This window comes from Pseudomonas sp. NMS19W (genome assembly GCF_051554255.1).
GTDB lineage: Bacteria > Pseudomonadota > Gammaproteobacteria > Pseudomonadales > Pseudomonadaceae > Aquipseudomonas > Aquipseudomonas kribbensis.
This window is the reverse complement of record NZ_CP136718.1, coordinates 2,649,300-2,673,899: the sequence shown is the minus strand read 5'-3', so window position 1 is coordinate 2,673,899 and position 24,600 is coordinate 2,649,300. Positions and strand designations below refer to the sequence as shown.

Genomic DNA, 24,600 nt, shown 5'->3' with positions numbered 1-24,600 from the left:
GCTCCGGATCAGGCGGCTTCGATGAGCGCGGCCTTGGCTTTGGTTTCGCTGAGCTGCTGGTCCAGTTGCTCGCTGTTGAGGATCATCGAGCCATCGGCATCGGTGGCCATCACTGGCATGTCATTCTTGTCTTTGACGACGTTGCCGTTGACTTCCTTGACCCGGAACAGAGGTGTAGTAATCAGGTCGACCAGGATGGCGGCCAGTGCGTAGCCGTTGTTGATCAGGCGCAGAATGGCATCGCCCAGTTTGGCAATTTCTGTCTGCGGGTCGAGCTTGCGAGACCGGATGTCTTCAAGGTGACGGTTGACTACTTTGAGGTGCTCGAAGTAGTCATCGAACTGTTTGTAGACCGACTGCAACACGTCGTTGATGTCGAATGCGTAATCTTCTGTCTTGCTGAGCTGCTTTAGCGCGCTTTGCAGTTTCTTCACGGCGCTGTCGACTTCGCGATCGGCCTTGCGCGCATTCTTGAGTGCTTCTTCTCCGTGGCTATCGTAAGCCCAGCCGGCGATGGCCAGCACCGGCCCCGCTACCGCAGCACCGAGGATTGCAGTACCACCCGCCATACCCAGACCGCCGGTGGCGAGGGAGCCGCCGCCGATCGCTGCCAGCGTTGCGTTGGTGGCGGCAACACCGGCCAGCGAGGAGATGGCAGTGCCAGTAGACGCCGCGCCCAAAGCCATGACGCCGCCGTATACGGCAAAGCCCGCCGCAGCACCGGCAAAACCTGCCCCGGCAGCGGCGCCCAGCACGCCCACCGCGGTGTAGCTGTAGCTCGCGATGTTTTGCAATTTATGCTTGGGAATGTTGACTTCCAGTTTGTTCTGGCGGCCCGCGTTGAGTTGCTTCAGCAAGGCGTCGGCGAGGGTCTTGAACTCATCGAATTGCTTGCCGATGTTCAGCTCTTCCTTGCCCAGTGCTTCAAGTGCGGAAGTGGTGGCTTTTTCCTGGACATCGAAGGCGTCTTTCTTATCGGCATAACGCTTTTTCGCGGCGTTGACGATATCGTCCGCTTCGGAGTGTTTCTGGTAGCCGTCGTAGCCTTTTTTGGCACCGTAGGCTGCGCTTACCAACGCCGCAGCGCCGAGGATGAGGGGAAGAGGCATAGCAATGTCCTTTTGATTGTTGGAGGGTCAGGCAGGTTGTAGTTGCGGGACCGAAGGGGCCAGGTAAAGCGCTTGCATCGCGTTCAGTCGCGTGCGGACTTCTTCCACCCACACCTGTGGCGCATGCAGGCGAATGTTTTCGTTCAGGGCGAAGATCCACCACAGCGTTTCCCGGTCCAGTGGCACGGTTGCCTCAAGTCGGTGCCAGCCTTCTGCGGAGATACCGCTCAAGGTCTGTTGATGACTCAGAGGGGTTTCGCTGAGCAAAGCAGCGATCTGCGGGCGCACATCGGCTATCAGCTCTACATGCATCTCTGCTTCACGGAAGCTGAATACGCCACTGGCGATGTAGGCATCGACATCGAAGCTTTCATGCTCATGGCCGGCCTGGTCGAGCACGGCTGCTTCGCTGATCCGGTGCAAGGCGAACTGACGCAGGTCGCTGTAACCATCCACCGAGGCGAGCAGGTAACTGACGGAATGACGTGACACGAGGCCGGCCGGGTGCAGGCGAAAGTGCTTGAGCTCCCCCTTGCTTCGGCTCAAGTAGCTGACTTCAAGCTGCTTACGCTCAAGCAGGCCGGCGGATACTTGCGCCCAGGTGTGAGCACTGACCTGGGCCGGAAGCAGCGTCTTGCCATTGGGCAGTGTTCGAACACGCTTCGCCCAATCCGCCAATCCGTTGCCACCCAGGCCACTGAGGAAATTACGCGCCCGGCGAAACTGAGGGCTCAACTGGTCCAGAACGCTCTGTGGCAGTATCGGGCTAAGGTGGCTTTCCGACAGGAACAGTGCCAGTGCGGTCGGCGCATCCATGTCTTCGAGCTTGAGTGGCGCCTCACGTGTGAAGCTCCAACGGAAGGGAGTCTCGCTGTCATCACACTGCAAGGAGAAAGGAATCGACAACCGGCTCAAGTCGCGCTGGATTGACCGCAGCGTTACAGAGAAACCTCTGTCACGGAGCTTTTCGAGCAGGGTCGGTGTTGCGATGCGCTGAGGTTCGGTGGGGATCAGGCGCAATAATGCGAATAGCCTGAGCAGCGTATCCTTCGCTTGGGACATGATGACTTCCTTGTTCTATGTCTCGACTACCGCCAGCAGGCTGGCGCAAGTGACATGATGGTAATGAATTTGATGGCGTTGTGCCACCCACCCTTCTGCGGATTGCAGAGACACATGAAGCCGTGCTGCAGCTTCCAGTTTTCTGCCTTCGCTCATGTGGACGAAGGCTGGCGCGTCTCCCTTTCACGCTTCATTTCGCTGTACTCGCGATACAGTTCGATGCCTTTTTTCAGGACGACCAAAAATCCGATTGTGGCGAACAGGTTTTTCATCGATGTAACCTCGTGTGTGTTGTGATCAGTTTCTCGATGCACGCGACAACCTGTGTCGCGGTACCGAATATTCCCCCGTTGAGCGCGAGAATTGCTCCAGTCGCACTTTGAGCATTTCCTTGGGAGTTGCGAGGCGACGTTGAAGCGAAGGGGTTCGGCAGTGGGGACAACTGGACATCCAGTCGCGCAGCGGTACGAGTACGTCACTGCAGGGAAAAATGGTTTTTTTCCATGAGCAGTACTGGCAAACAAGAGTGAACGGGTGTGGAGGAACTGGCATGGCTGCACCTGCTGACGACCGGGTGAAGCCATGTTGCTCACCAGGGACGACAGCCTGCGTCGCATAGGTTACTTGTCGGTGCGTGGCTCATTACAGCGGCGGGTAGTTATCCTTCACTTGCGTCAACTTCTAAAGCGCATGAAGCGTTTCATCGTCAAAACTCATCAATATCGACCTATAAAAATGAAAACATCCACCATCGCTTTACTGGCAGTTCTATCGCTTACTCAAACAACACCATCCTTCGCAGACAACCTCAACGGAAAGAATCTCTACTCACAGAGATGCGCCGTGTGCCACGGGCCCGATATCAAGGGAACAGGCCCACTGGCCCTTAAAAGCAATCCACCGACACCTGATCTGACAACACCCGCCTTCAAGAAACGACTGAGTGATTACCCGGGCGTGATCGTGTCCTCGATCATCCTTCGCCCGAACGGCGACCTGATTCCGAAAACCTTGCGCGAGAACGGCGTAAAGATCCCGCCGCATGCCTGGAGCGTTAATGATTTTCGCGATTTGAATCAGTACATGAACGAGGTCATTTCAAAAAAACAGAACTAAGTGCCTGCTTCAGTCAGTCTTTTTATCGCTGCCCTTTATGTTTTCAATCAGGTCAACGACATAGTCCTGATTGAAGCCCGCGACAAATGACCAGAACAGCAACTTGGCGTAAGCCGCGTACCCTTCTGCATGTTGGCAAAAGATGTCATTGAAAATTTGCTTCAGACATTGCGGATCCTCATCCGGAACGATCACCGGAAACAGATCGCCCCTGATAACGCCGGAAAGGAACAAGAGATACAAGAGCCCCGCCAGTATCCCGCCGATGAATGAAGGCAGTATCAAGGCGAACCATGATCGGGAGAGGTTTTCGATTTCCGGGTCGGTAAGCATTGACAGTCGCCGGTGAAACCCGACGTAGCCCCCGACATTGCCGGCGATACAAACGATAAACGGCACTTTGTAGTCGGGCAGGCTGTAAGTGACGGCAATCGCCAGCACCAACAGGGCTATGAAAATCCAGAATATCCGCTTCCAGATAACGTTGAGGTCTTCCTGACGATTCATGATCAGCTCCCTGATCGTGGCCATGTGTTGATCTTCATGACGATAGACGATTCCTGTCGCCCGGATGGAAGATCAGACGGCCCTCACAGGCTTGCACTCAACCGCTCGACGCCAGCCCCGCAGTGATCGCGGCCAGCCACTCGGGATTCTGCAACACCAGCGGCAACAAACCGTTATGACCGGCATCCGGAACAACCCACAACTGCCGGTCCTGTGCCTGAGTTGCAGCGGCCAGAAGACGCTCGGGAATTTCCAGCGGAATGACTTCGTCCCGTTCCCCCGCAATCACCAGCAACCGGCCCTTGAATCGACCGAGAATGTCCCACGCATCGCTCGCCAGCCAACTGCGATGCTGACGAATGATCGCCGAGAACTCAGGGCCGAACGGCACCTTGTACGCCTGCGGGGTATAGATCCCGGGCACGACCAGGATCAGCATCCGGACATCCAGGATTTCGCTCAGGCGCACGGCATTGTAGGCGCCCATGCTGATGCCGATCAGAGCGGTCGGCCGGGTTCCGCTGTGCTCGATGACCGATAGCGACTGTTGGTCGCGCCGGTGTAGGGAAGACTCGGCGAACACGCCCCCGGTTTGCCCATGCCCGATGCAGTCCAGCGCGGTGGAGCCTATGCCCTGCCCGTGCAATATCTGCCGCAGGTCTGCAAACACCTCTCGGCTGCGGGCTCCGCCACCGTGGATACAGAACAAATGCGGGCGACCACTGCCCGGTAGCGTATCGGCGTAAAGCTTGTGGCTTCCGAACGGGACGGTGAACTCGTTTGCGGTTTGGAGCGAATGCATGGATTGCGGGTTTCCTGGACGACAGACCGGGTGCCATTGGGGCGATTGCTGCCCGGCGCGGGATTATGCCTGAGCGCACAGCACCGATGATGAAAGTCACGCGGCGCTTTATCGCGACGCGCTCGACGCCAGATAAAGCGCCCGATACGCCGTCACCAATTGATCCTGATTGAACGCCAGATTGCGACCGCTGGGGTTGGGCAGGATCCACACATCGGCCCCGCCGAACGTGCTGTCCTGCGGGCCCCATTCAAGCGCTTTTTTCCCGGACAATCCGGCATAGGCAGCCTTACCAAGAAACGCCACATAACGCGGCGCATAGCGTTTGATCTTGTGCTCGAAGTCCCCCGCTGCCGCGGTGAACTCCCGCGCCGACAGTTGATCCGCCCGCGCTGTCGGCCGCTCGACCACAGCAGTCAGCCCGCAGTGGTAATGCAGGATCGAGCGGTCGTTTTCCGGGGCCACTTCTACAGGCGTGAACCCGGCCAGATGCAGCGTGCGCCAGAACCGATTGCTCCGCCCGGCAAAGTGATGCCCCTGCTCCGCCGCCAACAGGCCGGGATTGATCCCGCAGAACACCACGGACAGGCCTTCGGTCAGGATGTCTTCAAGTTTCTCGTCCGCCATAAAAGCCTCTGCCACCCATGTTGTCGACAGTTATAGCCGTAGCGTCCGCATCATCAAATGACTTTTTACTGGACTACTTGAACACCGGCACCGCCCCCACCCCATCCGCCTGCTTGAGATACTCGCGCAACCGCCCACCGATTTCCGCGATCTTCGCTTCGCCCTCTCGCAAGGCCTGCGGGTTGGTATGCACAGAGTAATTACCCAATGCCAGATCGTAGGGATGAGACTGCGCCGAGCCGATCACGAACACGGTGCCATCGCGCAGGGCCTTCAGGGTAACGGCACCGTTGCCCGGCTCGAAAACGGCCATTTCGCCGGCGCTGACCAGATCCGGTGTCGCCAGCAATCCACGGCCGACGCTCAGCCATAACGACTCGTGGCCTTCGGGTGGCGTGTAAGTCCAGGTTTCGCCGGCACTCAGCGTGACCAGCAGATAGTTGATACCGGCGGGTGCCCGAACCGGGCTTTGCACGCCTTGATGGGCACCGAGAATCACCCGCGCCGGTCCCACTTCAGGCATCGCGGAGGATTCCAGATACTGGCTGTCGACACTGGCGTTTTCCAGCTCCGGCGGCAAAGCCACCCACAGTTGAAAACCCTGTATCCGCTGCGACGTGCCCACCGACATTTCCTTGCCGTGCCACACACCGCCACCGGCGCGCATCCACTCGACACCGCCGTAATCGATCATGCCCTTGCCCGATTCGGCGTCCTCGAAACGCAGGTTGCCTTCGGTAATCACCGTCACGGTGGCGATCCCCGAATGCGGGTGCATCGGCATGTTGTGAATGAACGAGGCCTCGCCTTCGAACAGGTCGAGGAACACGAAAGGTTTGATCAACTGGCCCAGATCCGAAGGGCTCATCAGTCGCACGATCGAGCCGTGCCCGCTGCCGCTGGTGCGATAGCGCAGAGTGCGGTGAGTGACAGGTTCGCGGGTGTAGCCGGAGAGGTGTTGCTGAACGGTCATGATGATTACTCGATTCTGATGCGGGGAACGGCCAACAAACGGCAAAGCGCCGCGAGGGAACCAGTCCCTCGCGGCGCTCGGCTTTCAGCGGCGACGGGCGTCGAGGCTGAAGCGACCGGCACCGAAGGCCACGACTTGCAGCAGGCCGCCGGCCATGGCGATGTTCTTGAAGAAGTGGATGAACTGGTTCTGGTCAGCCAGCGCATTGTGGAAGGCCAGTGCGGTGAACACGCTGAACGCGGCCAGCACAGCGGCGACGGTGCGGGTGCGGTAGCCGGCAATCAGGGCCAGGCCACCACCGATTTCGACGATGATTGCCAGTGCCAGCGCCACTTGCGGCAGCGGCAGCCCTACCGAGCCGATGTAGCCGATCATCATGGCCGGCGCGGCGAGTTTGGAGAAACCGGAGAGGATGAAAATCACGCTGAGCAAGACGCGGCCGATCAAGGCAGCCGAGGCTTGTTTGGTGTCGGAAGCGTTCTGTACAGCAGTTGCTTGGGCGATGTTTGCAGAAGTAGCCATGGGAGTATTTCCTTCAATGGGGTCCGGTTCGACTTGAACCGTCCGGATGAAGAAATGTTGCGCCTCGACGGCTCATCTGAATAGCCGACTAATTTAGATCTTTATGTTCGAAAAAATAGGTAAGCTGTGCATCCAGTAACGTCCCCCCCGGTAACTCAAGGACACCGACATGATCTCCGACCCAGGCACACCGACACTCGATCAACTGCGGGTCTTTCTTACCGTCGTCGAAGTCGGCAGTTTTGCCGGGGCGGCGCGCAAGCTTCACCGGGCGACGTCGGTCATCAGCTATTCGATTGCCAATCTCGAAATGCAGCTGGGCGTCACCCTGTTCGATCGTGAAACCACCCGCAAGCCGCAGCTCACCGAAGCCGGCCGCACGGTGCTGGCTGAGGCCCGGACCATCGCCAACGGCGTGCATGGCTTGCGCGCCAAGGTCAAAGGCCTGCTGCAAGGGCTTGAGGCCGAGGTGCATGTGGTGCTCGACGTGATGCTACCGGCCGAGCGTGTGGTCGATGCGCTGAAATCCTTTCGCGAGGAGTTCCCCACTGTTGCCCTGCATCTGCACATTGAAGCGCTCGGTGCCGTGACGGAGCGAGTGATCAATCGCGGTGCGGTAGTAGGCGTCAGCGGGCCAATGAACGACGGTATCAACGGCATCGAAAGAATCGGCATCGGCAGCGTCGAGCTGATTCCGGTGGCAGCACCGAATCATCCTTTGGCGACCGCCGAAGCCAATGCTCCCGGTGCCGGACGCGAGCACACGCAACTGGTGCTGTCCGACCGCTCGCAACTGACCAAAGACAAAGAATTCGCAGTGCTGAGCAACCGCACCTGGCGCCTGGCGGACCTGGGCGCCAAGCACATGCTGCTGCGCGAAGGCATCGGTTGGGGCAACATGCCCCGGCCGATGATCCAGGAAGACCTGGACAGCGGCCGACTGGTGCAACTGGATCTGCCGGAATACACCAGCGGGCAATACACCTTCGACGCCATCTACCGCACCGATGTGCCACCGGGGCCGGCGGCGCGGTGGTTGATCGAGCGTTTCGTTCAGCAGAATACGCGCGAGGCTTGATCCGGCAAGTTGACGAGCGGTCATCCGAGTGTTCAGATGCCGCCCTGTTTCAGGTGTCCCATGCCGCCGTGCATGGGGTGAAACGGGAAACCGGTGCGTTCGTTTCGAACCAGTCCGGTGCTGCCCCCGCAACGGTAGGCGCGTGATGCTTTCGACACACCACTGTGGCCAGACGGCCATGGGAAGGTGAAAGCGTCCAGACGCGCGAGCCCGGAGACCGGCCTGAAATGCTGTTTGGCAAACTCCTGCGGTGGGCGGGCATGGGCCGGTGTCGGCGTGTGCGCGATGCCTTCTCCTGCATGCTCTTCTGCGAAGATCCTTTCGAGAAGACGATGATCAAACCTTTCAACACCCCGGCTCCATCCCTGTTGCTTGGCTGCCTGTTCAGCCCCCTGTTGCTGGCAGACGACGCGCCACTCGAACTCACCCAGCAAATCGTTTCCGCGCCCTCCGTGGAGTCCACGACCGTGGCCGACATGGCGCAGTTCGGCAGCAAGGTCGAGATCGTCACCCGCGATCAGATCGAACGCGCCGGCCCGAGTGCCGATGTCAGCCGCGTGATGCAGATGTTCATTCCCGGCCTGTACGTCGCGCCGAAAAACGGCCCGTTCGACTACGGCACCTATTCCCTGCTGGGCGGCCGCAACGACGACACGCTGATCCTGCTCGACGGCGTACGCCTGAACAATCGCCTGTACGGCGGCCTGTACCTTGACACCCTGCCAGCCAACGCCATCGAACGTATCGAAGTGCTCAAGGGCGGGCAGAGCCTGCTGTTCGGCACGCAAGCCGTGTCTGGCGTAATCAACATCGTCACCCGTAGCCCGCAGAGCCGCAAAGCCTCCGGGGAAGTGAACATGGGTGTGGATACCTTCGGTGGCACCACCGAGGATGCGCGGGTCGAAAACATCTTCACCAACGGTTTCGGCGACCTGGGCCTGCTGGCCTACGTCAGCCATAACGTTTCGGACGGCTACCAGCCGTTTCGCAATCGCGACATCAGAAACAGCAGCGAAAAGGACCGCGCCTACGAAGTCACCACCTTCGGCGCCAAGGCGATTCAGTCCTTTGCCGATGACGCGCGCCTGGAACTGTTCTACCAATACGCCGACGCCAACCTCGATTTCGCCCGCCCGGTGGACAACCACAAGACCACCAACGACCGCATCCAGCAGATCGCCACGGCCACCTTCGAACAGAACGTCAACGAACGCCTGAGCTATTTCGTCAAAGGCCACATCAACGACTGGGACACCCGCTACACGCGCATCAACAACACGTCCGATGGCGGTGTAAAAACCATCAACCACAATGACTACTGGGGCTTCACCGACTGGGGTGTGCAGGCCGAAGGCAAGGCTGAATTGCCCGGCGGCCATGTGCTGGTGTTCGGCACGGACAACCAGTGGTTCAAGGGCCAGGACGATGTGTTGATCATCGACAACGACAAGGCCGAAGCCCACGCTTTCTACACCCAGTTGCGTCCGAAGATCGACGCCCTGCCCGACTGGCACCCGAGCATCGGTATCCGCCACGAAGCCATGAGCGGCGGCGACAGCGCCACGGTCGGTATGCTCACTTCGCTGTACGACCTCAATGAAAACTGGTCTGTTCGTGGGCAGTACGGCACGGCCTACAAACTGCCGAACGCCGAGCAACTGTTCGTCAACGAACCGGGTGATGAACTGGGCAACCGCAACCTGAAACCGGAGAAAAGCCGAAACGCGGAGCTCGGTCTCGACTACAAAGGCTTGCTGATTGACCGCGAGTTCAGCGCCAGCGTCACCCTGTTCAAACGCAAGATCGATGACCTGATTACCCTCGACGACATCCAGTGGGTCAACGGCCAGGGGCGGATCCAGATGCGTGGTTTCGAGGCGGACGCGAAGCTCGCACTCAACGATCAATGGAGCCTGCAGGCGGACATGACCCGCAACCTGACCGAGTCCCGCGCGGGGGTGACGATCAATGACGTACCGAGCTTCTTCGCCCGCTCGCGCATCGGTTACGAGTCGATTGACCGGATGTGGGGCGCCGGCAGCGCGATCCGCTACATCCGCGATGTGATCAGCTCGAAACAGGTCGAGTACGGCCATTATTCGGTGGTGGACGCCGATGCTTATCGCTATCTCGACGGTGCCCATCAGCATCGCCTGAGCCTGCTGGTGGAAAACCTGTTCGACCGCGACTACGTCACCAGCCGCTCGAACAACGTCGACAATCTCGGACGGCCGTTCACCTCCGAAGTCCGCTACACGTACCGTTTCTGATGGCTGAAATCAAAACCATCGACGGCGTCGACACGCACCCGGACTGGTCGCATGTTCCCGCTCATGCTCGCCATGTATTCCTCTGCACCGGCCCACGCTGCACCCAGCGCGGGGCGTTGCAGCTATGGAAAACCCTGCGCCGGCACTTGCTCGCGCATGACCGCATCGAGACGCCGGGCGGGGTTTTGCTGACCCGCACGCACTGTCAGTTCCCGTGCAATCTCGGGCCGGTCATGACGGTGTATCCGGAGACCTGCTGGTATGGCGTACGCAGCCACGCCGATGCGCAGCGATTGGTCGAGGTGCATCTGGTGGGTGGCGAAGTGGTCGAGGATCTGCTGATCAAGGAGCGCTCGTGAGAAGGCTGTACTTTCTGGCCGGTGCCCTGCTGTGCGGTTCCCCGGCTCTGGCAGATGACTACCGCAATTGTGGCGAGGCCTGGCACCTGCCGGTGTCTCCACCGTCGCGGATTGTCGCGCTCAATCAGCATGCGGCCGATCTGGTGTTGGCGTTGGGCGCAGGCTCGGCGCTGGCGGGTGTGGCCTATCTGGATGATACCGGCGCGCCTCTGACCGAGTACTTCGGCGTGCCAGTGATCTCACACCGCTATCCGTCGAGCGAAGTGCTGTACGCGCAGAAACCGGATCTTGTGGTGGGTGGATTTGCGACGGCATTCGGCAACGGCGTAACGTCACGCAGCGGACTGGGGCGCAACGGCGTGGCTTCGTATTTGCTGGAGTCAGCCTGCAACGGACACTCGCTGGATTACTTCGAACACATCCGCCGCGACCTCTTGGCCCTTGGTGCCTTGCTGCACCGACAGCAGCGCGCTCGGGAACTGAGCGATGCGATGGATGCCGATCTGGAAAAGGCCAAGGCTTTAACCCGTCCGGGTAGGCCACTGTCAGTGTTTTACCTCGACAGCGAGGTCAACGGTCTCGACAGCGAAGGCCGCCGTGGTTTTGTCACCACTCTGCTGGCCGCCGCCGGGGCGCAAAACCTGTTCGCCGGCATCAGCCAATACCGGGTGACCGTCAGCCGCGAAACCCTGCTCGCCACGGACCCGGACGTGATCCTGCTGGCCGACGCACAGTGGTCGCCAGCCACTCGCAAGCGCCAGTTGCTGATGCAGGATCCGGTGCTGTCGACCCTGCGGGCCGTGCGTGAGAACCGGATGATCGATATTCCGTTTACGCATCTGTTGCCGACCGTGAGCAGTGGTCGGGTGGCGCTGGAGTTGGCAGAGCGGCTCAGTGCCTTATATTGAACCTCACCGCGAGATTTATTCGCAACGGCAATAAATGACGAGACAGTTATCCCGAGAGACTGGTAGAACGTCTGGACGAGCGTCCCGTTTGCTCACTTTGATCAAGGAAGATAAAAACAATGAAAATAGCTTTCGGCATCCTGCTACTGGTCTGCCTTTCGGCCAGCGCAAACGCTGACGAAAACCCCATCGGTTTCCGGACCTCCACATTGACGGACGCGCACAACGACCGTCCGCTGGAAATGGTCGTCTGGTATCCCGCCAGAACCAGCGCCACCCCGCAATTGATTGCCGACGATATCGTGTTCGTCGGGACGTCCGCCGTGCGCGATGCGCCACCGACTGCCGGTGAGCATCCGTTACTGGTGCTCTCCCATGGTTATCGGGGGAACTGGAGCAACCAGGCGTGGCTGGCCACCGCGCTGGCCCGTCAGGGTTACATCGTGGCGGCGGTCAACCATCCCGGCACCACGACGCATGACCGCAGCCCGAAAGCCGCTGCACAGCTGTGGCAACGACCTGCCGACATCAGCCGTGTCATCGATGCGGTCACCGCTCGGCCCGAGCAACTGGGCGCCGTTTCGATGCATCGAATTGCAGTAGCCGGTCATTCACTCGGGGGCTGGACCGCCCTCGAACTCGCCGGCTCACGTTTCGACCCCGTGCGTTTTGCCAAGGACTGCGCAGCCCATCAAAAACTGGCCAGTTGTTCCGTCTACAAGACGATCAACGTCGCCGACACACCAGAATCCAAAAGCCGGATGAGCGCGGACTTGCGCGATAAACGCGTCGGCGCAATCGTGTCACTGGACCTGGGCCTGTCACGGGGGATGACCGACGCAAGCCTCGCCGCGTTGCCGGTCCCGACGCTGGTGATTGGCGCTGGTGTGCCGTCCGAAGACCTGCCCGCCCAATTGGAGTCGGCCGATCTCGCCAAGCGCCTGCCTTCGGCATCGTCGCAGTATGTCGAGATTAGCGACGCCAGCCATTTCAGCTTCGTGGCATCTTGCAAACCCGGCGCCGTGGAGTTGCTTGAAGAAGACTCGCCAGGCGACGGCATCATTTGCGGGGATGGCGGCGGTCGTTCGCGTGAGGCGATCCAGCAACAGGTTGTGGCATTGATCGACGGGTTTCTGAACCGGTCACTGCCCAACTGATGACGCTGTTGCCTGTGCATTCGTGATACGTCAGGATTCCTCCCTTTTGACCATCAGGAGCAATCGTGGAACGTCTCTTCGTTTATGGAACTCTGGGGCCTGGCCGTCCGAACGAGCATGTGATGCTCAACATCGGCGGCACCTGGCAGGCCGCTTCGTTGAAGGGGCGTCTGTCGCACGCCGGCTGGGGTGCGGCGATGGGTTTTCCCGGGCTGGTGATTGCTGAAGATGGCGATGTCATCGAGGGCTATATTTTCTCGTCAGAAAACTTCCACCTGCACTGGGCGGCGCTCGATGAGTTTGAAGGGGCCGAGTATCAGCGGGTTCTGACCAAGGTGACTCTGGATGACGGGACGGCAATGGATGCCTGGGTCTACGCCCTGCGCTAGACAACTTCACGAAAACGGCTACGCCCTGCTCCGACAGGCAATCCCGGCTGCAGGGCTGGCCGAGCTTCGAAACACGTTCGACACCGGTGTAAAGCCCTCAAGCGAATGGCCCGTGCCCCGCGGCATCGACTGGCGCCATTCGCTGCTGGACACCGACCCGAGCGTTCAGGCTGTGTGTCGATTGCCACCATTGCTGGCGGTGGTGGGTGAGTTGATCGGTGAGCGCTTCTTCCTTTCCCAGGTCGAGGGCCGCGAACCACTTGCCGGTGGCGGCCACCAGCAACTGCACCGCGACTTGTCGGCACAACGTCCCGGCGATACCGCCATCGCGCTGGCCTACCTCGATGACTACGGGCCAGAAAACGGCGCCACCCGCCTCGTCCCCGGCAGCCATCGCCCTGCACCGGGCGAGCCCCCGTTCGATTTCACTGACGAATCCCGATCCGTGCAACTGACGGGCAACGCCGGCGATATCCTGATTTTCGATGCCGATCTCATTCACGCCGGCAGCCTGAACGCCACCGGCGCCCGTCGTCGCACGCTGCTGATCACTTATTTTTCGGAAACGCTCTACGCATCACACCTGGAAACGGTGGTTCTCAGAAACATTCGAATGGACACCAGCGAAAGGTTCGATCCGGCAGAGTTTGCCCTGAAAGAAGCTGAGCAATTCATTTGACTTGATTGCCTTAGGCAACTATATAGTTGCTCAAGGCAACCACTCGAGCACATGCCATGTCCGCGACCCCACTGATCGAACGCGCCGACATCGTCCGGCAATTCAACCGCTTCTACACCCACCAGATCGGCGTTTTGCAGGAGCACCTGCTGCAAAGCGACTATTCGCTGACCGAGCTGCGCATCCTCTACGAACTGGCCTCCGGCGGCGATCTGACCAGCGCCGACCTGCGCCAGATGCTGAGCCTGGATGCCGGTTACATGAGCCGGATCATCAGCGGCTTCGACAAAAAAGGCCTGATTCAGAAAGTCCCCTCCGCCACCGACGCCCGCGCCAGTCTGTTGCACATCACCGACCTCGGCCGCTCGATCCTGGCACCGCTTGAACAGGCCTCGCGACAGGAAGTCATCACCCTGCTCGAACGCCTGGCCGAGCCGCAGCAACTGCAATTGATCGAGTCCATGAAACAGATCCAGACCTTGCTCGAGGGAGGCAAGCAACCAGCCTACCTGTTGCGCGACCCGCAACCCGGCGACATGGGCCTGGTGGTGCAGCAGCAAACCGTGATCTACACCCGCGAATACGGCTGGAACTGGGAGTTCGAAGCGCTGGTCGCCGAGATCGTCGCCAAGTACCTGCGCGAGTTCGACCCTGCCAGCGAACGCTGCTGGATCGCGGAAAAGGACGGCAAGGTTGTCGGTTCTGTATTTGTCATCCGGCACGACGAAACCACGGCAAAACTGCGCATGCTGTTTGTGGACGCCAGCGCGCGGGGGCTGGGAATCGGCAATCGACTGGTCGAGGAATGCCTGAGGTTTGCCCGGGATGTCGGGTACAAAAAGATGATTTTGTGGACGACCAGCAATCTGGTGGATGCGCGAAAGTTGTACCAGCGGGCGGGGTTTGAGTTGGTTGAGGAAGAGTCGATATTCAGCTTCGGGAAGGAGCTGGTGAGTCAGACGTGGGCGATTGCGTTGTGAGCCATGCACTGGTCTCAGTTTGAATCGCCTCGGTGTTTCGTAGAAAACTCCAAGGTTACGCAAATATCAGTCGGATCCAGCCCCTCCACTAGACGGGACAAATCGAATCCATGCTAAATTGCCATCACTGCAATATCGGAATGCCAGAATGAACATAGGGAAGAAAAAGTGAAAAAACACGCAACCAACTTTATTGCGCTCGCGTTTTTTTATGCCGCACTATCGGGCTGTGCAAATCACAACCCATATACCGATTACTACTCAGCCCTGAACGGAACTACACCAGAAAACATTGCCAGATTTCGATCTGCGCCTGCGCCTCAAATCCCACAAGTCGACAACGTAAGCCCTGCACAAGGACAAGAACGACTGGATATGTGGGCACGCAGGGGCTATCTGGCGATTGGCATAGCATCATTCAACAGTGCACAGCCCATTCCCGAAAAATTTGCAGTCGATCAAGCAAAAGCCGTAAAGGCTGATCTGGTCGTTATCAGAAGCCCTGAATACACCGGCAGTTATGCAAGCTCGACAGCTGTCGTAAAACCCACAATCAGTACAACGGAAGGCTCAGCGCTATTGATGGGCGCCAATGGGCGCACCAACGCTCTGGTCAAAGGGACGGGGACAACGGTCACCACAACCACCGAATATGTTCCGACAACAGAGCATAGGGCTGACTACGCCGCCGTTTATTTTGTCAAGCAACAGGTAATATTTGGAGCCCGCTCGGCAGACCTTACAGACAAGGAGCGCCAAGAGCGCCAGTCAAACTTTGGCGTCAAAGCGATCATGCTCACCGAAGACTCTCCGGCTTACAATGCGGACATTCTGGTCGGGGATATACTTGAAGCGCTCGACGGCGAAAAGATAAAAAACGCCAATCAATTAGGCGAGATGGTTGGCAAAAGACAAGGCAAGAAAGTCGATGTCACGCTTAGTCGCGACGGGAAAACAATCACGAAAAGAGTTCAGTTCAACAATCCTTCCTGAGGTTTGTTCGAAGTCTCGGCTCGACGGACATTGATTCCACAGCAGCACTTCCGCTATTTTTACGACAAAGCCCCGAATATTCGGGGCTTTGTCGTTTCTGGCATTCACGGCAGTCTCCGGGACCGAGGAGAATCTTGGCTGGATCACTCACCCTGGAACCGCTAACGTTTGCCCAATCCCATCACAAGCACAAACTGCCATGTCCATCGCCGACAACGTCCTCGCCTTCACCCTCGCCGCCACGCTGCTGACCCTGACACCCGGCCTCGACACCGCGCTGGTCCTGCGCACCGCCACCGTCGAAGGCAAGCAACAGGCCTTGCGTGCTGCGCTGGGCATCAACGCCGGTTGCCTGATGTGGGGCGCGGCGGTGGCGTTCGGGCTGGGGGCGTTGATTGCAGTGTCGGAGCTGGCCTACAACCTGTTGAAGTACTGCGGCGCGGCGTATCTGGCGTGGCTCGGGCTGAACATGCTGCTGCGCCCTCGCCGCTCGCTGGCGCCCGCCGAAGCCAGTGGCAAGCCGGGAGGCAACTGGTTCTTGAAGGGCATGCTGGGCAATGTGCTCAATCCCAAGGTGGGGATTTTCTACGTGTCGTTCCTGCCCCAGTTCATTCCGCAAGGGCAGCCGCTGGTGCCGTGGACGTTCGGGCTGGTGAGCATTCATGTGGTGCTGGGATTGATCTGGTCGCTGGTGCTGATTGGCGCGACGCAGCCGCTGTCGAGATTTCTGCGCCGGGAGAAGGTGATTCGCTGGATGGATCGCACCACCGGGGTGATTTTCGTGCTTTTTGCGGCACGGCTGGCGTTCAGCAAGCGTTGAGCCGCGCAACGCTTTCTATCGACGCGTGCAGTTTCATCGATTCGAGTGCTTGCCCTATACATATGGATATCCGTATATTCGAAACCCCATATGTATCCAGGGCAACTTCATGCTCACCCCCGCCACCGTTTTCAAATGCCTCGCGGACGAAACCCGCGCCCGGGCCACATTGCTGATCACCCGTGAAGGCGAGTTGTGCGTCTGCGAGCTGGTCTGCGCCCTCGACGACAGCCAGCCGAAAATCTCCCGTCATCTGGCGCAATTGCGCACCTGCGGTTTGCTGCTGGATCGTCGTCAGGGCCAGTGGGTGTATTACCGACTGAATCCGCAGTTACCGGAATGGGTACGCGAGATGTTGCAGACCACTCTCTCCGCCAACACCACATGGCTGGAAGAAAACAGCGCGCGACTCGCCGCCATGGGCGACCGCCCGCTCAATACATCCGCCTGTTGCTGAGGACCGATCATGCGCGTTCTATTCATGTGCACCGCCAACAGCTGCCGCAGCATCCTGTCCGAAGCGATGTTCAATCACCTGGCGCCGCAAGGTTTCGAGGCAGTCAGCGCCGGCAGTTTCCCCAAGGGCCAGGTGCTGCCGCGCAGCCTGACCACGTTGCAGGAGGCCGGCATTTCCATCGCCGGATTGAGCAGCAAGGGCAACGACGCCTTCGAAGACAATCCGCCGGACATTGTCATCACCGTGTGCGACAAGGCCGCCGGCGAAGCCTGCCCGGTGTACTTCGGCCCGGCCCTGAAAGCCCATTGGGGACTGGAGGATCCGTCGGAAGTGCATGCCGATGAGACCGCTATCAATGCAGCCTTCCACGCCACCCTGGCCCGGATCGAAACCCGCTGCCGGGCCTTTCTCGCCCTGCCCTTCGCCCAACTTGATCGCGATGCCCTCAAGCGCGAGCTCGACCGCATCAGCCTGCTATGACCGGAGCCGTCATGACCGACTTGCCCAATCTCGACCCTTCACTGATTCAGAAAACCACCCACAACGATGGCGCGCACAAGCCACGCATCCTGTTGCTCTACGGCTCGACCCGCCCGCGTTCCTTCAGCCGCTTGCTGGTGGAGGAAGCCGCCCGGCTGCTGGAGCACTTCGGCGCCGAAACGCGGATTTTCAATCCGTCGGGCCTGCCGCTGCCGGACGACGCGCCCGGCGATCATCCGAAAGTCCAGGAACTGCTTGCGCTGATGCAATGGTCCGAAGGCCAGGTCTGGTGCTCGCCCGAACGTCACGGCGCGATGTCGGCGGTGTTCAAGGCGCAGATCGACTGGGTGCCGCTTGCCCTCGGCGCCGTGCGCCCGACCCAGGGCAAGACCCTGGCGGTGATGCAAGTCTGCGGCGGTTCGCAATCGTTCAACGTGGTCAATCAACTGCGGGTGCTGGGACGCTGGATGCGCATGTTCACCATCCCCAATCAATCGTCGGTGCCCAAGGCCTATCTCGAATTCGATGAAGGCAACCGCATGAAACCTTCGGCGCTGTACGACCGGGTGGTCGACGTGATGGAGGAACTGGTGAAGTTCACGCTGTTGCTGCGTGATCGCCCGGACCTGGTGGATCGCTACTCGGAGCGCAAGGAATCGGCGGAAGAGTTGATGAAGCGAGTCAATCAGCGCTCGATCTGAAGCCCTGAACCAAAAACGGCGCGATGATTCGCGCCGTTTTTTTATATCTCGACCTTACTTGCTGATCGAAACCAGCGTCGCCTTGCTGCCCTCCATCCGGAACGAAAATTTCACCCGGTCGCCCACCGCCAACCCGGCCAATTGTTCCTCAGTCGCGGCGAAGCCCATGGTCATCGGCGGCCACTGCAACGACGCTACGGCACCATGTGCAATGGTCACAGTGTGCTCCGTGGCATCAATGGCCTTGATCGTACCTTCGGCATTCGCGGCCGGTGCCTGTTGAGTGGCGGACTGCATCTGCATGCCCTGCATGTCGTCCATCTTCATGCCGGGCATGTCTTCTGCCTGCACAGTAAAAGCGAACGCAACCAGCGTGCCGGCAACAGAGATCGGGATCAGTTTCATGAGGCTTTTCCTTCAGTTTGGAGGGTTTCAACGGACAAGTGGCGACGGCGCATCATTCGATACGCCGCCGGGATGACGAACAGGGACAACAGGGGCGCGGTGACCATACCGCCGACCATGGGCGCAGCGATGCGGCTCATGACTTCGCTGCCGGTGCCGCTGCCGAGCAGAATCGGCAACAGGCCGGCAATGATCACGGCCACGGTCATGGCTTTGGGGCGTACGCGCTGCACGGCACCTTCGCGAATCGCCGCGACCAACCCGCGCTCGGTGCGGTCGCCGCCGTCTTCGCGTTCGGCCCAGGCGTTTTTCAGGTACAGCAACATGATCACGCCGAACTCGGCGGAAACCCCGGCCAGTGCAATGAACCCTACCCCGGTGGCAACCGACAGGTTGTAGCCCAGCAGATAGAGAAACCACGCACCGCCACTCAGGGCGAACGGCAGCGTGGCCATGATCAGCAGCGCTTCGTCGAAACGGGCGAAGGTCAGGTAGAGCAGCACAAAGATGATCAGCAGCGTGGCCGGCACCACGAGTTTCAGGCGAGCGTTGGCCCGTTCGAGAAACTCGAATTGCCCCGAGTAACTCAGGCTCATGCCGGGCTGCAGTTTCACCTGCTCGCTGACTGCTCGACGCAGATCAGCCACCACTGACGCGATGTCTCGGCCCCGCACATCGATGTACACCCAGCCGGACGGTCGGGCGTTTTCACTCTTGAGCATCGGCGGGCCGTCCGTGACCCGGATTTTCGCCAGCATGCCGAGGGTGACCTGACTGCCCGAAGGCGTGTAGATCGGCAGTTGCTGCAGGGCGCCGGGTGAATCGCGCCACTCTCGCGGGTAACGGATATTGATCGGGAACCGTGCCAGCCCCTCGATGGTTTCTCCGACGGTTTCGCCGCCGATGGCCCCCGCGACGATGGACTGCACATCACTGATGTTCAGCCCGTAACGGCCGGCGGCGTTGCGGTCGATATCGACGTCGATGTAACGACCACCGGTGAGGCGCTCGGCCAGCGCCGAACTGACGCCGGGCACGTCTTTGGCCACACGCTCGACGGCCTGGGTCACCGCATCGATCTGGGCCAGATCGTTGCCGGCGACCTTTACGCCGATGGGGCTCTTGATCCCCGTGGCGAGCATGTCGATGCGGTTGCGGATCGGCGGAATCCAGATGTTGGTCAGGCCCGGCACTTTCACCACGCGGTCCAGTTCTTCCACGAGTTTTTCCGGGGTCATGCCCGGGCGCCATTGCTCGTGGGGCTTGAACTGGATCGTGGTTTCGAACATCTCCAGCGGTGCCGGATCGGTAGCCGTTTCGGCGCGACCGGCCTTGCCGAACACATGCTCGACCTCGGGCACAGTCTTGATCAAACGATCAGTCTGCTGCAGCAACTGCGCGGCTTTTTGCGCTGACAGGCCTGGCAGTGCCGACGGCATGTACAGCAGATCGCCCTCGTCCAGCGGTGGGAGAAACTCGCCACCCAGGCGCGAAACCGGCCATGCGGCACTGATGAACACCAGCAGCGCCATCACCAGCGTGAACTTCGGTCGGTGCAACACCGCATCCAGTGCTGGCTGGTAGATCCGGATCAGCCAGCGGTTGAGCGGATTGTGGCGCTCATCCGGAATCCGCCCGCGAATCCAGTAGCCCATCAGCACCGGCACCAGCGTCACCGACAACCCCGCTGCCGCCGCCATGGCGTAGGTCTTGGTGAACGCCAGCGGGCCGAACAGCCGTCCTTCCTGAGCCTGCAAGGTAAACACCGGGATGAACGACAGCGTGATGATCAACAAGCAGAAGAATAGCGCCGGCCCCACCTCCGCCGCCGCGTCGGTCATCACCTGCCAATGGCGTTCGCCCTTGAGTTCCTGCCCCGGATTGGCGGCGTGCCATGCCTCGATTTTCTTGTGTGCATTCTCGATCATCACCACGGCGGCATCGACCATCGCACCAATGGCGATGGCAATCCCGCCCAGCGACATGATGTTGGCGTTCAGCCCCTGATGACGCATGACGATGAAGGCGATCAACACACCCACCGGCAACGAGATGATCGCCACCAGCGACGAACGCAGGTGCCAGAGGAAGATCCCGCACACCAGCGCCACGACGATGAACTCTTCGAGCAGTTTGTGGCTGAGGTTGTCCACGGCGCGATCGATCAGCTTGCTGCGATCGTAGGTGGTGACGATCTCCACGCCGGGCGGCAGGCTGCTTTTCATGTCCTCGAGCTTGGCCTTGACCGCCGCGATGGTCTCCCGGGCGTTCTTGCCGCTGCGCAAAACCACCACGCCGCCGACGGTCTCGCCCTGGCCGTCCAGCTCGGTGATGCCCCGGCGCATGTCCGGTCCGGTCTGGACCGTCGCGACATCGCCCAGGGTTACCGGCACCCCGCCGGCGCCGAGCTTGAGCGGGGTCGCGCGGAAATCATCGAGGGTTTTCAGGTAGCCGGATGCGCGCACGATGAACTCGGTTTCGGCCATTTCCAGCACCGCACCGCCGGTCTCCTGATTGGCCTTGCCGATGGCTTCGCGCACTTGCGCCAGGGTGATGCCGAGGCTGGCCAGTTTTACCGGATCGGGCTGCACCTGATACTGCTTGACCATGCCGCCGAGGGTGGCGACTTCGGCGACGTTGGGCAGGGTCTTGAGCTCGAACTTGAGGAACCAGTCCTGCAACGCGCGCAACTGCGCCAGATCGTGCTGGCCGCTGCGATCCACCAGCGCGTACTGATAGATCCAGCCGACCCCGGTGGCGTCCGGGCCCAATGCCGGTTTGGCACTGGCCGGCAGGCGACTCTGGATCTGGCTCAGGTATTCCAGCACCCGCGAGCGCGCCCAGTACTGATCGGTGCCGTCCGCAAAAAGCACGTACACAAAGCTGTCACCGAAAAACGAATAACCGCGCACGGTTTTCGCACCCGGCACCGAGAGCATGGTAGTGGTCAGCGGATAGGTCACCTGGTTCTCGACGATCTGCGGAGCCTGTCCGGGGTACGGCGTGCGGATGATCACCTGCACATCGGACAAGTCCGGCAGTGCATCGATCGGCGTGCTCTGCACCGACCACACTCCCCAACCGGTGACGAACAGCGTCGCCAGCAGCACCAGAAAGCGGTTGGCCACGGACCAGCGAATCAGCGCGGCGATCATGGCTGGCTCCCGGAGGCTTGGCCATCGGTCTCAAGCGGCGCGGCAACAATGCCCTTCAGGCTGGCTTCGGAATCGAGCAGGAACTGGCCGGAAGTCACGACCTTCTGCCCTTCTTCCAGGCCTTGGAGGATCAGCGTTTTGCCGTCGCTTTCCTCGCCGGGCCGCACCTCCACCGGGCGATAGTGACCCGCGTCCTCGGCCAGCATGACCAAGGCCCGCTTGCCGGTGCGGATCACCGCTTCGCTCGGCACCCACAGGCTGTCCTGTCCGGTCGAGCGGTTCAGCCGTACTTGAGCGGTCATCCCCGGACGCAAGCGACCCTCGGCGTTGGCCAGTTCGACCCGCACGCGCAGGGTGCGGCTGTCCGGGTTTGTGTCCGGCAGGATTGCGCTGACCTTGCCGTTGAACACGGTGCCGGGAAATGCCGGCAATCGCGCTTCGATGGCTTGTCCTTCGGTGATGGAACCGGTCTGCGCTTCCGGCACCGCCACGGCGAGCCAGACACTACTCAGCCCGTTGACCCGCGCCAGCGTCTCGCCGCTCGCCACGGTCATGCCGGTGCGCACGTTGAGTTCCTGTACCACGCCGCCCACCGGGCTGGTGACGGTGAGGTTCGGCTGAACCTTGCCGCTGCGTTCCACCTGGGCAATCAGGCTCGACGGCATGCCGGTCAGTTGCAGCCGTTGGCGCGCCGCCGAAATCAGCTCCCGGTCGCCGCTGCGCTTGAGGGCCAGAAACTCGGTCTGCGCTGCCGCCCAGTCCGGTACGAGAATGTCCGCCAACGGCGCCCCCGCCGCCAGCACATCCCCCGGTGCCCGGGCGTAGACCCGTTCGACAAAACCGCTGGTGCGGGTCTGGATCACCGCTACATCGCGCTCGTTAAAGGCCAGCACACCGGTCACATCGAGGCTGGAGGAAAACCGCCCGCGCACAACCGTTGCCGTGCGCAGCCCCAGATTCTGGGTCAGGCCCGGATCGATGCTGACCGTCGCATTGCCTGCGCCTTCGCTGGCGTATCGCGGCACCAGTTGCATGTCCATGAAGGGCGACTTGCCCGGCTTGTCGAATTTCTGTTGCGGGTACATCGGGTCGTACCAGTACAGGGCCTTGGGTTCGGCACCCTGCTCCGCTGCTGCACCGGTTGCGCCAGGCATGCGCTGATAAGCCACGCCGTAACCCGCAGCGACACCCACTGCAAGGGCCAAGCCGGCCAGCCATAAGCTGTTGTGTTTTGGTAGGTTCACAGGCTGCTCTCCCCGTAAGCGAAATGCAGACGCGCAGCGGTCAGTGCGCGCTGTTCTTCCACGTCGATCTGTTTGAGGCGCGCCTCGATGAGTTCACGACGGGCGCTGACCACGGCGTTCAGATCGCCCTTGCCGGCGCGGTAGCTTGCAAGGCTCAGCTCGACCTTCTCTTTGGCCAGCGGAACCAGGCTTTGCTGGTTGCGCAGCACTGCCCGGTCGAGGCGCGCATAGTCGGCCAGCTCGTTTTCCAGTTGTTCGGTGTGCTCCCGGGACAGGGCTTCGCGTTCCGCTTCGATCTGGCTGAGTTCAGCCTGGCGGGCGGCGATCTTCGGGTTCTGTCGCGATTCGGGAAACAGCGGCAGATCCCAGGAAAACTGCACGCTGACCATGTCGCCGAATTCGCGGCCACGGTGCTGGTAATCCACTTCCCAGCTCCAGTCGGACTTTTTCTCGGACACCGCTTCCTGCACCTTCGCCTGTGCTTCGCGGGCCATGGGCGCAAACGCGGCCAGTTCGGGATGGTGTTGCAGTTGATGATTGAAGGTGGCGGGCTCAACCGACCATTGCGGCAGGTTGCCTTCGGGCCTGTCGTTGGCGGCGGTGCCGATCCAGCGCTTGAGCGCCGCGCGAGCCTGGGTGCGTTCCAGCGTCAGGTTGTCTTCTTGCTCCGCCAGTAGGGCGGCTTCCTGCTTCGGCGTCACCGCGTCGGCAGGTTGCGCCCGGCCACCGGCGATCTGCGCCCGCACGGTATCGCTCAGCAGGCGGTTTTCCTTGTAGAAGTCCTGAAGCAGCGCCTGTTTGCGCTCCACCGAATAGCTGCCGATCCACGCCAGCGCGGTGGCCTGACGGACTTTCAGACGTTCGACGCGACGTTCCGCCGCCGCGCGCTCGACGCCCGCCTCGGCGACTTCGATGCGCGCCTTGCGCTTGTCGCCGTTGGGCATGTCCTGGCGCCAGCCGACCATTTGCATGGTCATGAAGTCCTTGTCGAGGCTATAGCGATCCGGGCCACCCACGGGATAGTTCTGCACGCCCAGCACCAGTTTCGGATCGGGCAACTCCCCCGCCGGGATGGCAGCACTGCTGGCGGCCTGGATTTTTGCATCTTGAGCGTTCAGCGACGGCGCGTTGGTTTCCGCCAGCCGCAGCGCTTCATCGAGTGTCAGCGCGGCGGCGAGACCCGGCCACGCGAGCACGCTTGCCGCGAGGCCGGCCGCGAAGGGCCAACCTGTGCACTTGAATGTCATGTTTACGATTCCTGTGATCGTCCGCTGTGCGCGGCGTAAAACACGCGCACAGCCAATCCACTCCGCCGGGGCGGAATGAGTTTTCAAGGGAGACAGGAATCAGACGCGGGGCGGTCGCCAGACCCCGGACGGGGTCGCTACGGGCAGGGAATCACTGAAGAAAGAATGCGCAACGGGGCTGAACACGGTGACGGGCGGCTTGAGGATCGCGACTTGCAGCAGGCCGCCAGTCTTGCACTCCTGGCCCGGCTTGCAAGGCGCGCCGTGATCGGTAGGGCTTTTCATGTCCTTGCAGCAATCCATGCCCATGCCATCCATCATCGCCATGCCCATGGCTTGCATCGGGCAGGGTTCTGTCGGTGCCTGCACGCCCGCCATCCCGCTGAGGGGAAGCGCCAGGCTGATCAGGAAGACGAGACAAAACCGCAGGTAGCGTTTCATGGCCGGAAGTCTAGTTGCGAGAAACGGGATTCACAATCAAGTGCCGGCGATATCAGCGGATGAGCATTAAGCCAGGATTAGCAACGGAAAATCATGCAGCGCTCGAACGATCACCTAAC

Annotated in this window: 26 protein-coding genes and 1 riboswitch; of the genes, 14 read left to right on the top strand and 12 right to left on the bottom strand. The window is 60.6% G+C overall.

What is annotated here, in order from left to right; all coding sequences use genetic code 11:
• Positions 1 to 8: 8 nt before the first annotated feature.
• Together R1A29_RS11960 and R1A29_RS11955 are read right to left on the bottom strand one after the other, a co-directional pair.
• On the bottom strand, positions 9 to 1,109 hold the full coding sequence (locus R1A29_RS11960; RefSeq protein WP_438301598.1) for a hypothetical protein: 1,101 nt from the start codon (positions 1,107 to 1,109) through the stop codon (positions 9 to 11).
• Between the two features lie 27 nt (positions 1,110 to 1,136).
• A complete protein-coding gene (locus R1A29_RS11955) occupies positions 1,137 to 2,171 on the bottom strand; it encodes a helix-turn-helix transcriptional regulator (RefSeq protein WP_438301597.1) in 1,035 nt (344 codons plus the stop codon).
• Positions 2,172 to 2,906: 735 nt separating this feature from the next.
• Here R1A29_RS11955 and R1A29_RS11950 point away from each other — a divergent pair.
• The gene (locus tag R1A29_RS11950; RefSeq protein ID WP_438302033.1) at positions 2,907 to 3,287 is read left to right on the top strand and encodes a c-type cytochrome; all 381 of its coding nucleotides are present in this window, start codon (positions 2,907 to 2,909) and stop codon (positions 3,285 to 3,287) included.
• 9 nt (positions 3,288 to 3,296) lie between these two features.
• On the opposite strand, the gene R1A29_RS11945 is transcribed toward R1A29_RS11950, so the two are convergent.
• The 5 genes from R1A29_RS11945 to R1A29_RS11925 form a co-directional block, all read right to left on the bottom strand.
• Entirely contained in the window at positions 3,297 to 3,794 is a 498-nt protein-coding gene (locus tag R1A29_RS11945; protein ID WP_438301596.1) for a hypothetical protein, read from the bottom strand.
• A gap of 97 nt (positions 3,795 to 3,891) precedes the next feature.
• A complete protein-coding gene (locus R1A29_RS11940; RefSeq protein WP_438301595.1) occupies positions 3,892 to 4,596 on the bottom strand; it encodes an alpha/beta fold hydrolase in 705 nt (234 codons plus the stop codon).
• A 108-nt stretch (positions 4,597 to 4,704) separates the two neighbouring features.
• Entirely contained in the window at positions 4,705 to 5,223 is a 519-nt protein-coding gene (gene mug, locus R1A29_RS11935; protein ID WP_438301594.1) for a G/U mismatch-specific DNA glycosylase, read from the bottom strand.
• A gap of 73 nt (positions 5,224 to 5,296) precedes the next feature.
• Positions 5,297 to 6,196, bottom strand: a complete 900-nt coding sequence (locus tag R1A29_RS11930; RefSeq protein ID WP_438301593.1) for a pirin family protein — start codon at positions 6,194 to 6,196, stop codon at positions 5,297 to 5,299.
• Between the two features lie 84 nt (positions 6,197 to 6,280).
• Complete coding sequence (locus R1A29_RS11925; RefSeq protein ID WP_119429075.1) at positions 6,281 to 6,718, bottom strand: DoxX family protein; 438 nt, start codon at positions 6,716 to 6,718, stop codon at positions 6,281 to 6,283.
• Between the two features lie 169 nt (positions 6,719 to 6,887).
• Between R1A29_RS11925 and R1A29_RS11920 the strand changes: the two genes are divergently transcribed.
• The 13 genes from R1A29_RS11920 to arsH all read left to right on the top strand — a co-directional run bounded on the left by R1A29_RS11920 (position 6,888) and on the right by arsH (position 17,989).
• Positions 6,888 to 7,796, top strand: a complete 909-nt coding sequence (locus R1A29_RS11920; RefSeq protein WP_438301592.1) for a LysR family transcriptional regulator — start codon at positions 6,888 to 6,890, stop codon at positions 7,794 to 7,796.
• Positions 7,797 to 7,830: 34 nt separating this feature from the next.
• Positions 7,831 to 8,036: riboswitch (cobalamin riboswitch) on the top strand.
• A gap of 92 nt (positions 8,037 to 8,128) precedes the next feature.
• The gene (locus R1A29_RS11915) at positions 8,129 to 10,066 is read left to right on the top strand and encodes a TonB-dependent receptor plug domain-containing protein (RefSeq protein ID WP_438301591.1); all 1,938 of its coding nucleotides are present in this window, start codon (positions 8,129 to 8,131) and stop codon (positions 10,064 to 10,066) included.
• Complete coding sequence (locus R1A29_RS11910; protein WP_367253497.1) at positions 10,066 to 10,425, top strand: (2Fe-2S) ferredoxin domain-containing protein; 360 nt, start codon at positions 10,066 to 10,068, stop codon at positions 10,423 to 10,425. The genes R1A29_RS11915 and R1A29_RS11910 overlap by 1 nt, the downstream gene beginning before the upstream one ends.
• Positions 10,422 to 11,333, top strand: coding sequence for an ABC transporter substrate-binding protein (locus R1A29_RS11905; protein ID WP_438301590.1), 912 nt, complete (start codon positions 10,422 to 10,424; stop codon positions 11,331 to 11,333). Before R1A29_RS11910 ends, R1A29_RS11905 begins: the two co-directional genes overlap by 4 nt.
• Before the next feature lie 119 nt (positions 11,334 to 11,452).
• Positions 11,453 to 12,490: an alpha/beta hydrolase family protein gene (locus R1A29_RS11900; RefSeq protein WP_438301589.1), complete on the top strand. Its 1,038-nt coding sequence runs from the start codon at positions 11,453 to 11,455 to the stop codon at positions 12,488 to 12,490.
• Positions 12,491 to 12,555: 65 nt separating this feature from the next.
• A complete protein-coding gene (locus R1A29_RS11895) occupies positions 12,556 to 12,879 on the top strand; it encodes a gamma-glutamylcyclotransferase family protein (RefSeq protein ID WP_438301588.1) in 324 nt (107 codons plus the stop codon).
• A complete protein-coding gene (locus R1A29_RS11890) occupies positions 12,836 to 13,558 on the top strand; it encodes a phytanoyl-CoA dioxygenase family protein (RefSeq protein WP_438301587.1) in 723 nt (240 codons plus the stop codon). The genes R1A29_RS11895 and R1A29_RS11890 overlap by 44 nt, the downstream gene beginning before the upstream one ends.
• Positions 13,559 to 13,614: 56 nt before the next feature.
• Positions 13,615 to 14,538, top strand: coding sequence for a bifunctional helix-turn-helix transcriptional regulator/GNAT family N-acetyltransferase (locus tag R1A29_RS11885; RefSeq protein ID WP_438301586.1), 924 nt, complete (start codon positions 13,615 to 13,617; stop codon positions 14,536 to 14,538).
• A 168-nt stretch (positions 14,539 to 14,706) separates the two neighbouring features.
• Complete coding sequence (locus tag R1A29_RS11880) at positions 14,707 to 15,531, top strand: PDZ domain-containing protein (protein ID WP_438301585.1); 825 nt, start codon at positions 14,707 to 14,709, stop codon at positions 15,529 to 15,531.
• 199 nt (positions 15,532 to 15,730) lie between these two features.
• Positions 15,731 to 16,351 (top strand): LysE family translocator, encoded by a 621-nt coding sequence (locus R1A29_RS11875; protein ID WP_438301584.1) that lies wholly within the window; start codon positions 15,731 to 15,733, stop codon positions 16,349 to 16,351.
• Positions 16,352 to 16,460: 109 nt separating this feature from the next.
• Complete coding sequence (locus tag R1A29_RS11870; protein ID WP_438301583.1) at positions 16,461 to 16,808, top strand: metalloregulator ArsR/SmtB family transcription factor; 348 nt, start codon at positions 16,461 to 16,463, stop codon at positions 16,806 to 16,808.
• Between the two features lie 9 nt (positions 16,809 to 16,817).
• Complete coding sequence (locus tag R1A29_RS11865) at positions 16,818 to 17,288, top strand: arsenate reductase ArsC (protein ID WP_438301582.1); 471 nt, start codon at positions 16,818 to 16,820, stop codon at positions 17,286 to 17,288.
• A gap of 11 nt (positions 17,289 to 17,299) precedes the next feature.
• The gene (gene arsH, locus R1A29_RS11860; protein WP_438301581.1) at positions 17,300 to 17,989 is read left to right on the top strand and encodes an arsenical resistance protein ArsH; all 690 of its coding nucleotides are present in this window, start codon (positions 17,300 to 17,302) and stop codon (positions 17,987 to 17,989) included.
• 54 nt (positions 17,990 to 18,043) lie between these two features.
• Here the strand turns inward: arsH and R1A29_RS11855 are convergent, their stop codons facing one another.
• From R1A29_RS11855 to R1A29_RS11835, 5 genes are all read right to left on the bottom strand, one after another.
• Positions 18,044 to 18,394, bottom strand: a complete 351-nt coding sequence (locus tag R1A29_RS11855; protein WP_438301580.1) for a copper-binding protein — start codon at positions 18,392 to 18,394, stop codon at positions 18,044 to 18,046.
• On the bottom strand, positions 18,391 to 21,549 hold the full coding sequence (locus R1A29_RS11850) for an efflux RND transporter permease subunit (protein WP_438301579.1): 3,159 nt from the start codon (positions 21,547 to 21,549) through the stop codon (positions 18,391 to 18,393). Before R1A29_RS11850 ends, R1A29_RS11855 begins: the two co-directional genes overlap by 4 nt.
• Positions 21,546 to 22,793 carry an efflux RND transporter periplasmic adaptor subunit gene (locus R1A29_RS11845; protein ID WP_438301578.1) on the bottom strand — a complete coding sequence of 416 codons (1,248 nt, stop codon included), beginning with the start codon at positions 22,791 to 22,793 and terminating at the stop codon, positions 21,546 to 21,548. The genes R1A29_RS11850 and R1A29_RS11845 overlap by 4 nt, the downstream gene beginning before the upstream one ends.
• On the bottom strand, positions 22,790 to 24,040 hold the full coding sequence (locus R1A29_RS11840; RefSeq protein ID WP_438301577.1) for a TolC family protein: 1,251 nt from the start codon (positions 24,038 to 24,040) through the stop codon (positions 22,790 to 22,792). The genes R1A29_RS11845 and R1A29_RS11840 overlap by 4 nt, the downstream gene beginning before the upstream one ends.
• 99 nt (positions 24,041 to 24,139) lie before the next feature.
• Positions 24,140 to 24,481, bottom strand: coding sequence for a hypothetical protein (locus R1A29_RS11835; RefSeq protein ID WP_432219476.1), 342 nt, complete (start codon positions 24,479 to 24,481; stop codon positions 24,140 to 24,142).
• Positions 24,482 to 24,600 lie beyond the last annotated feature (119 nt).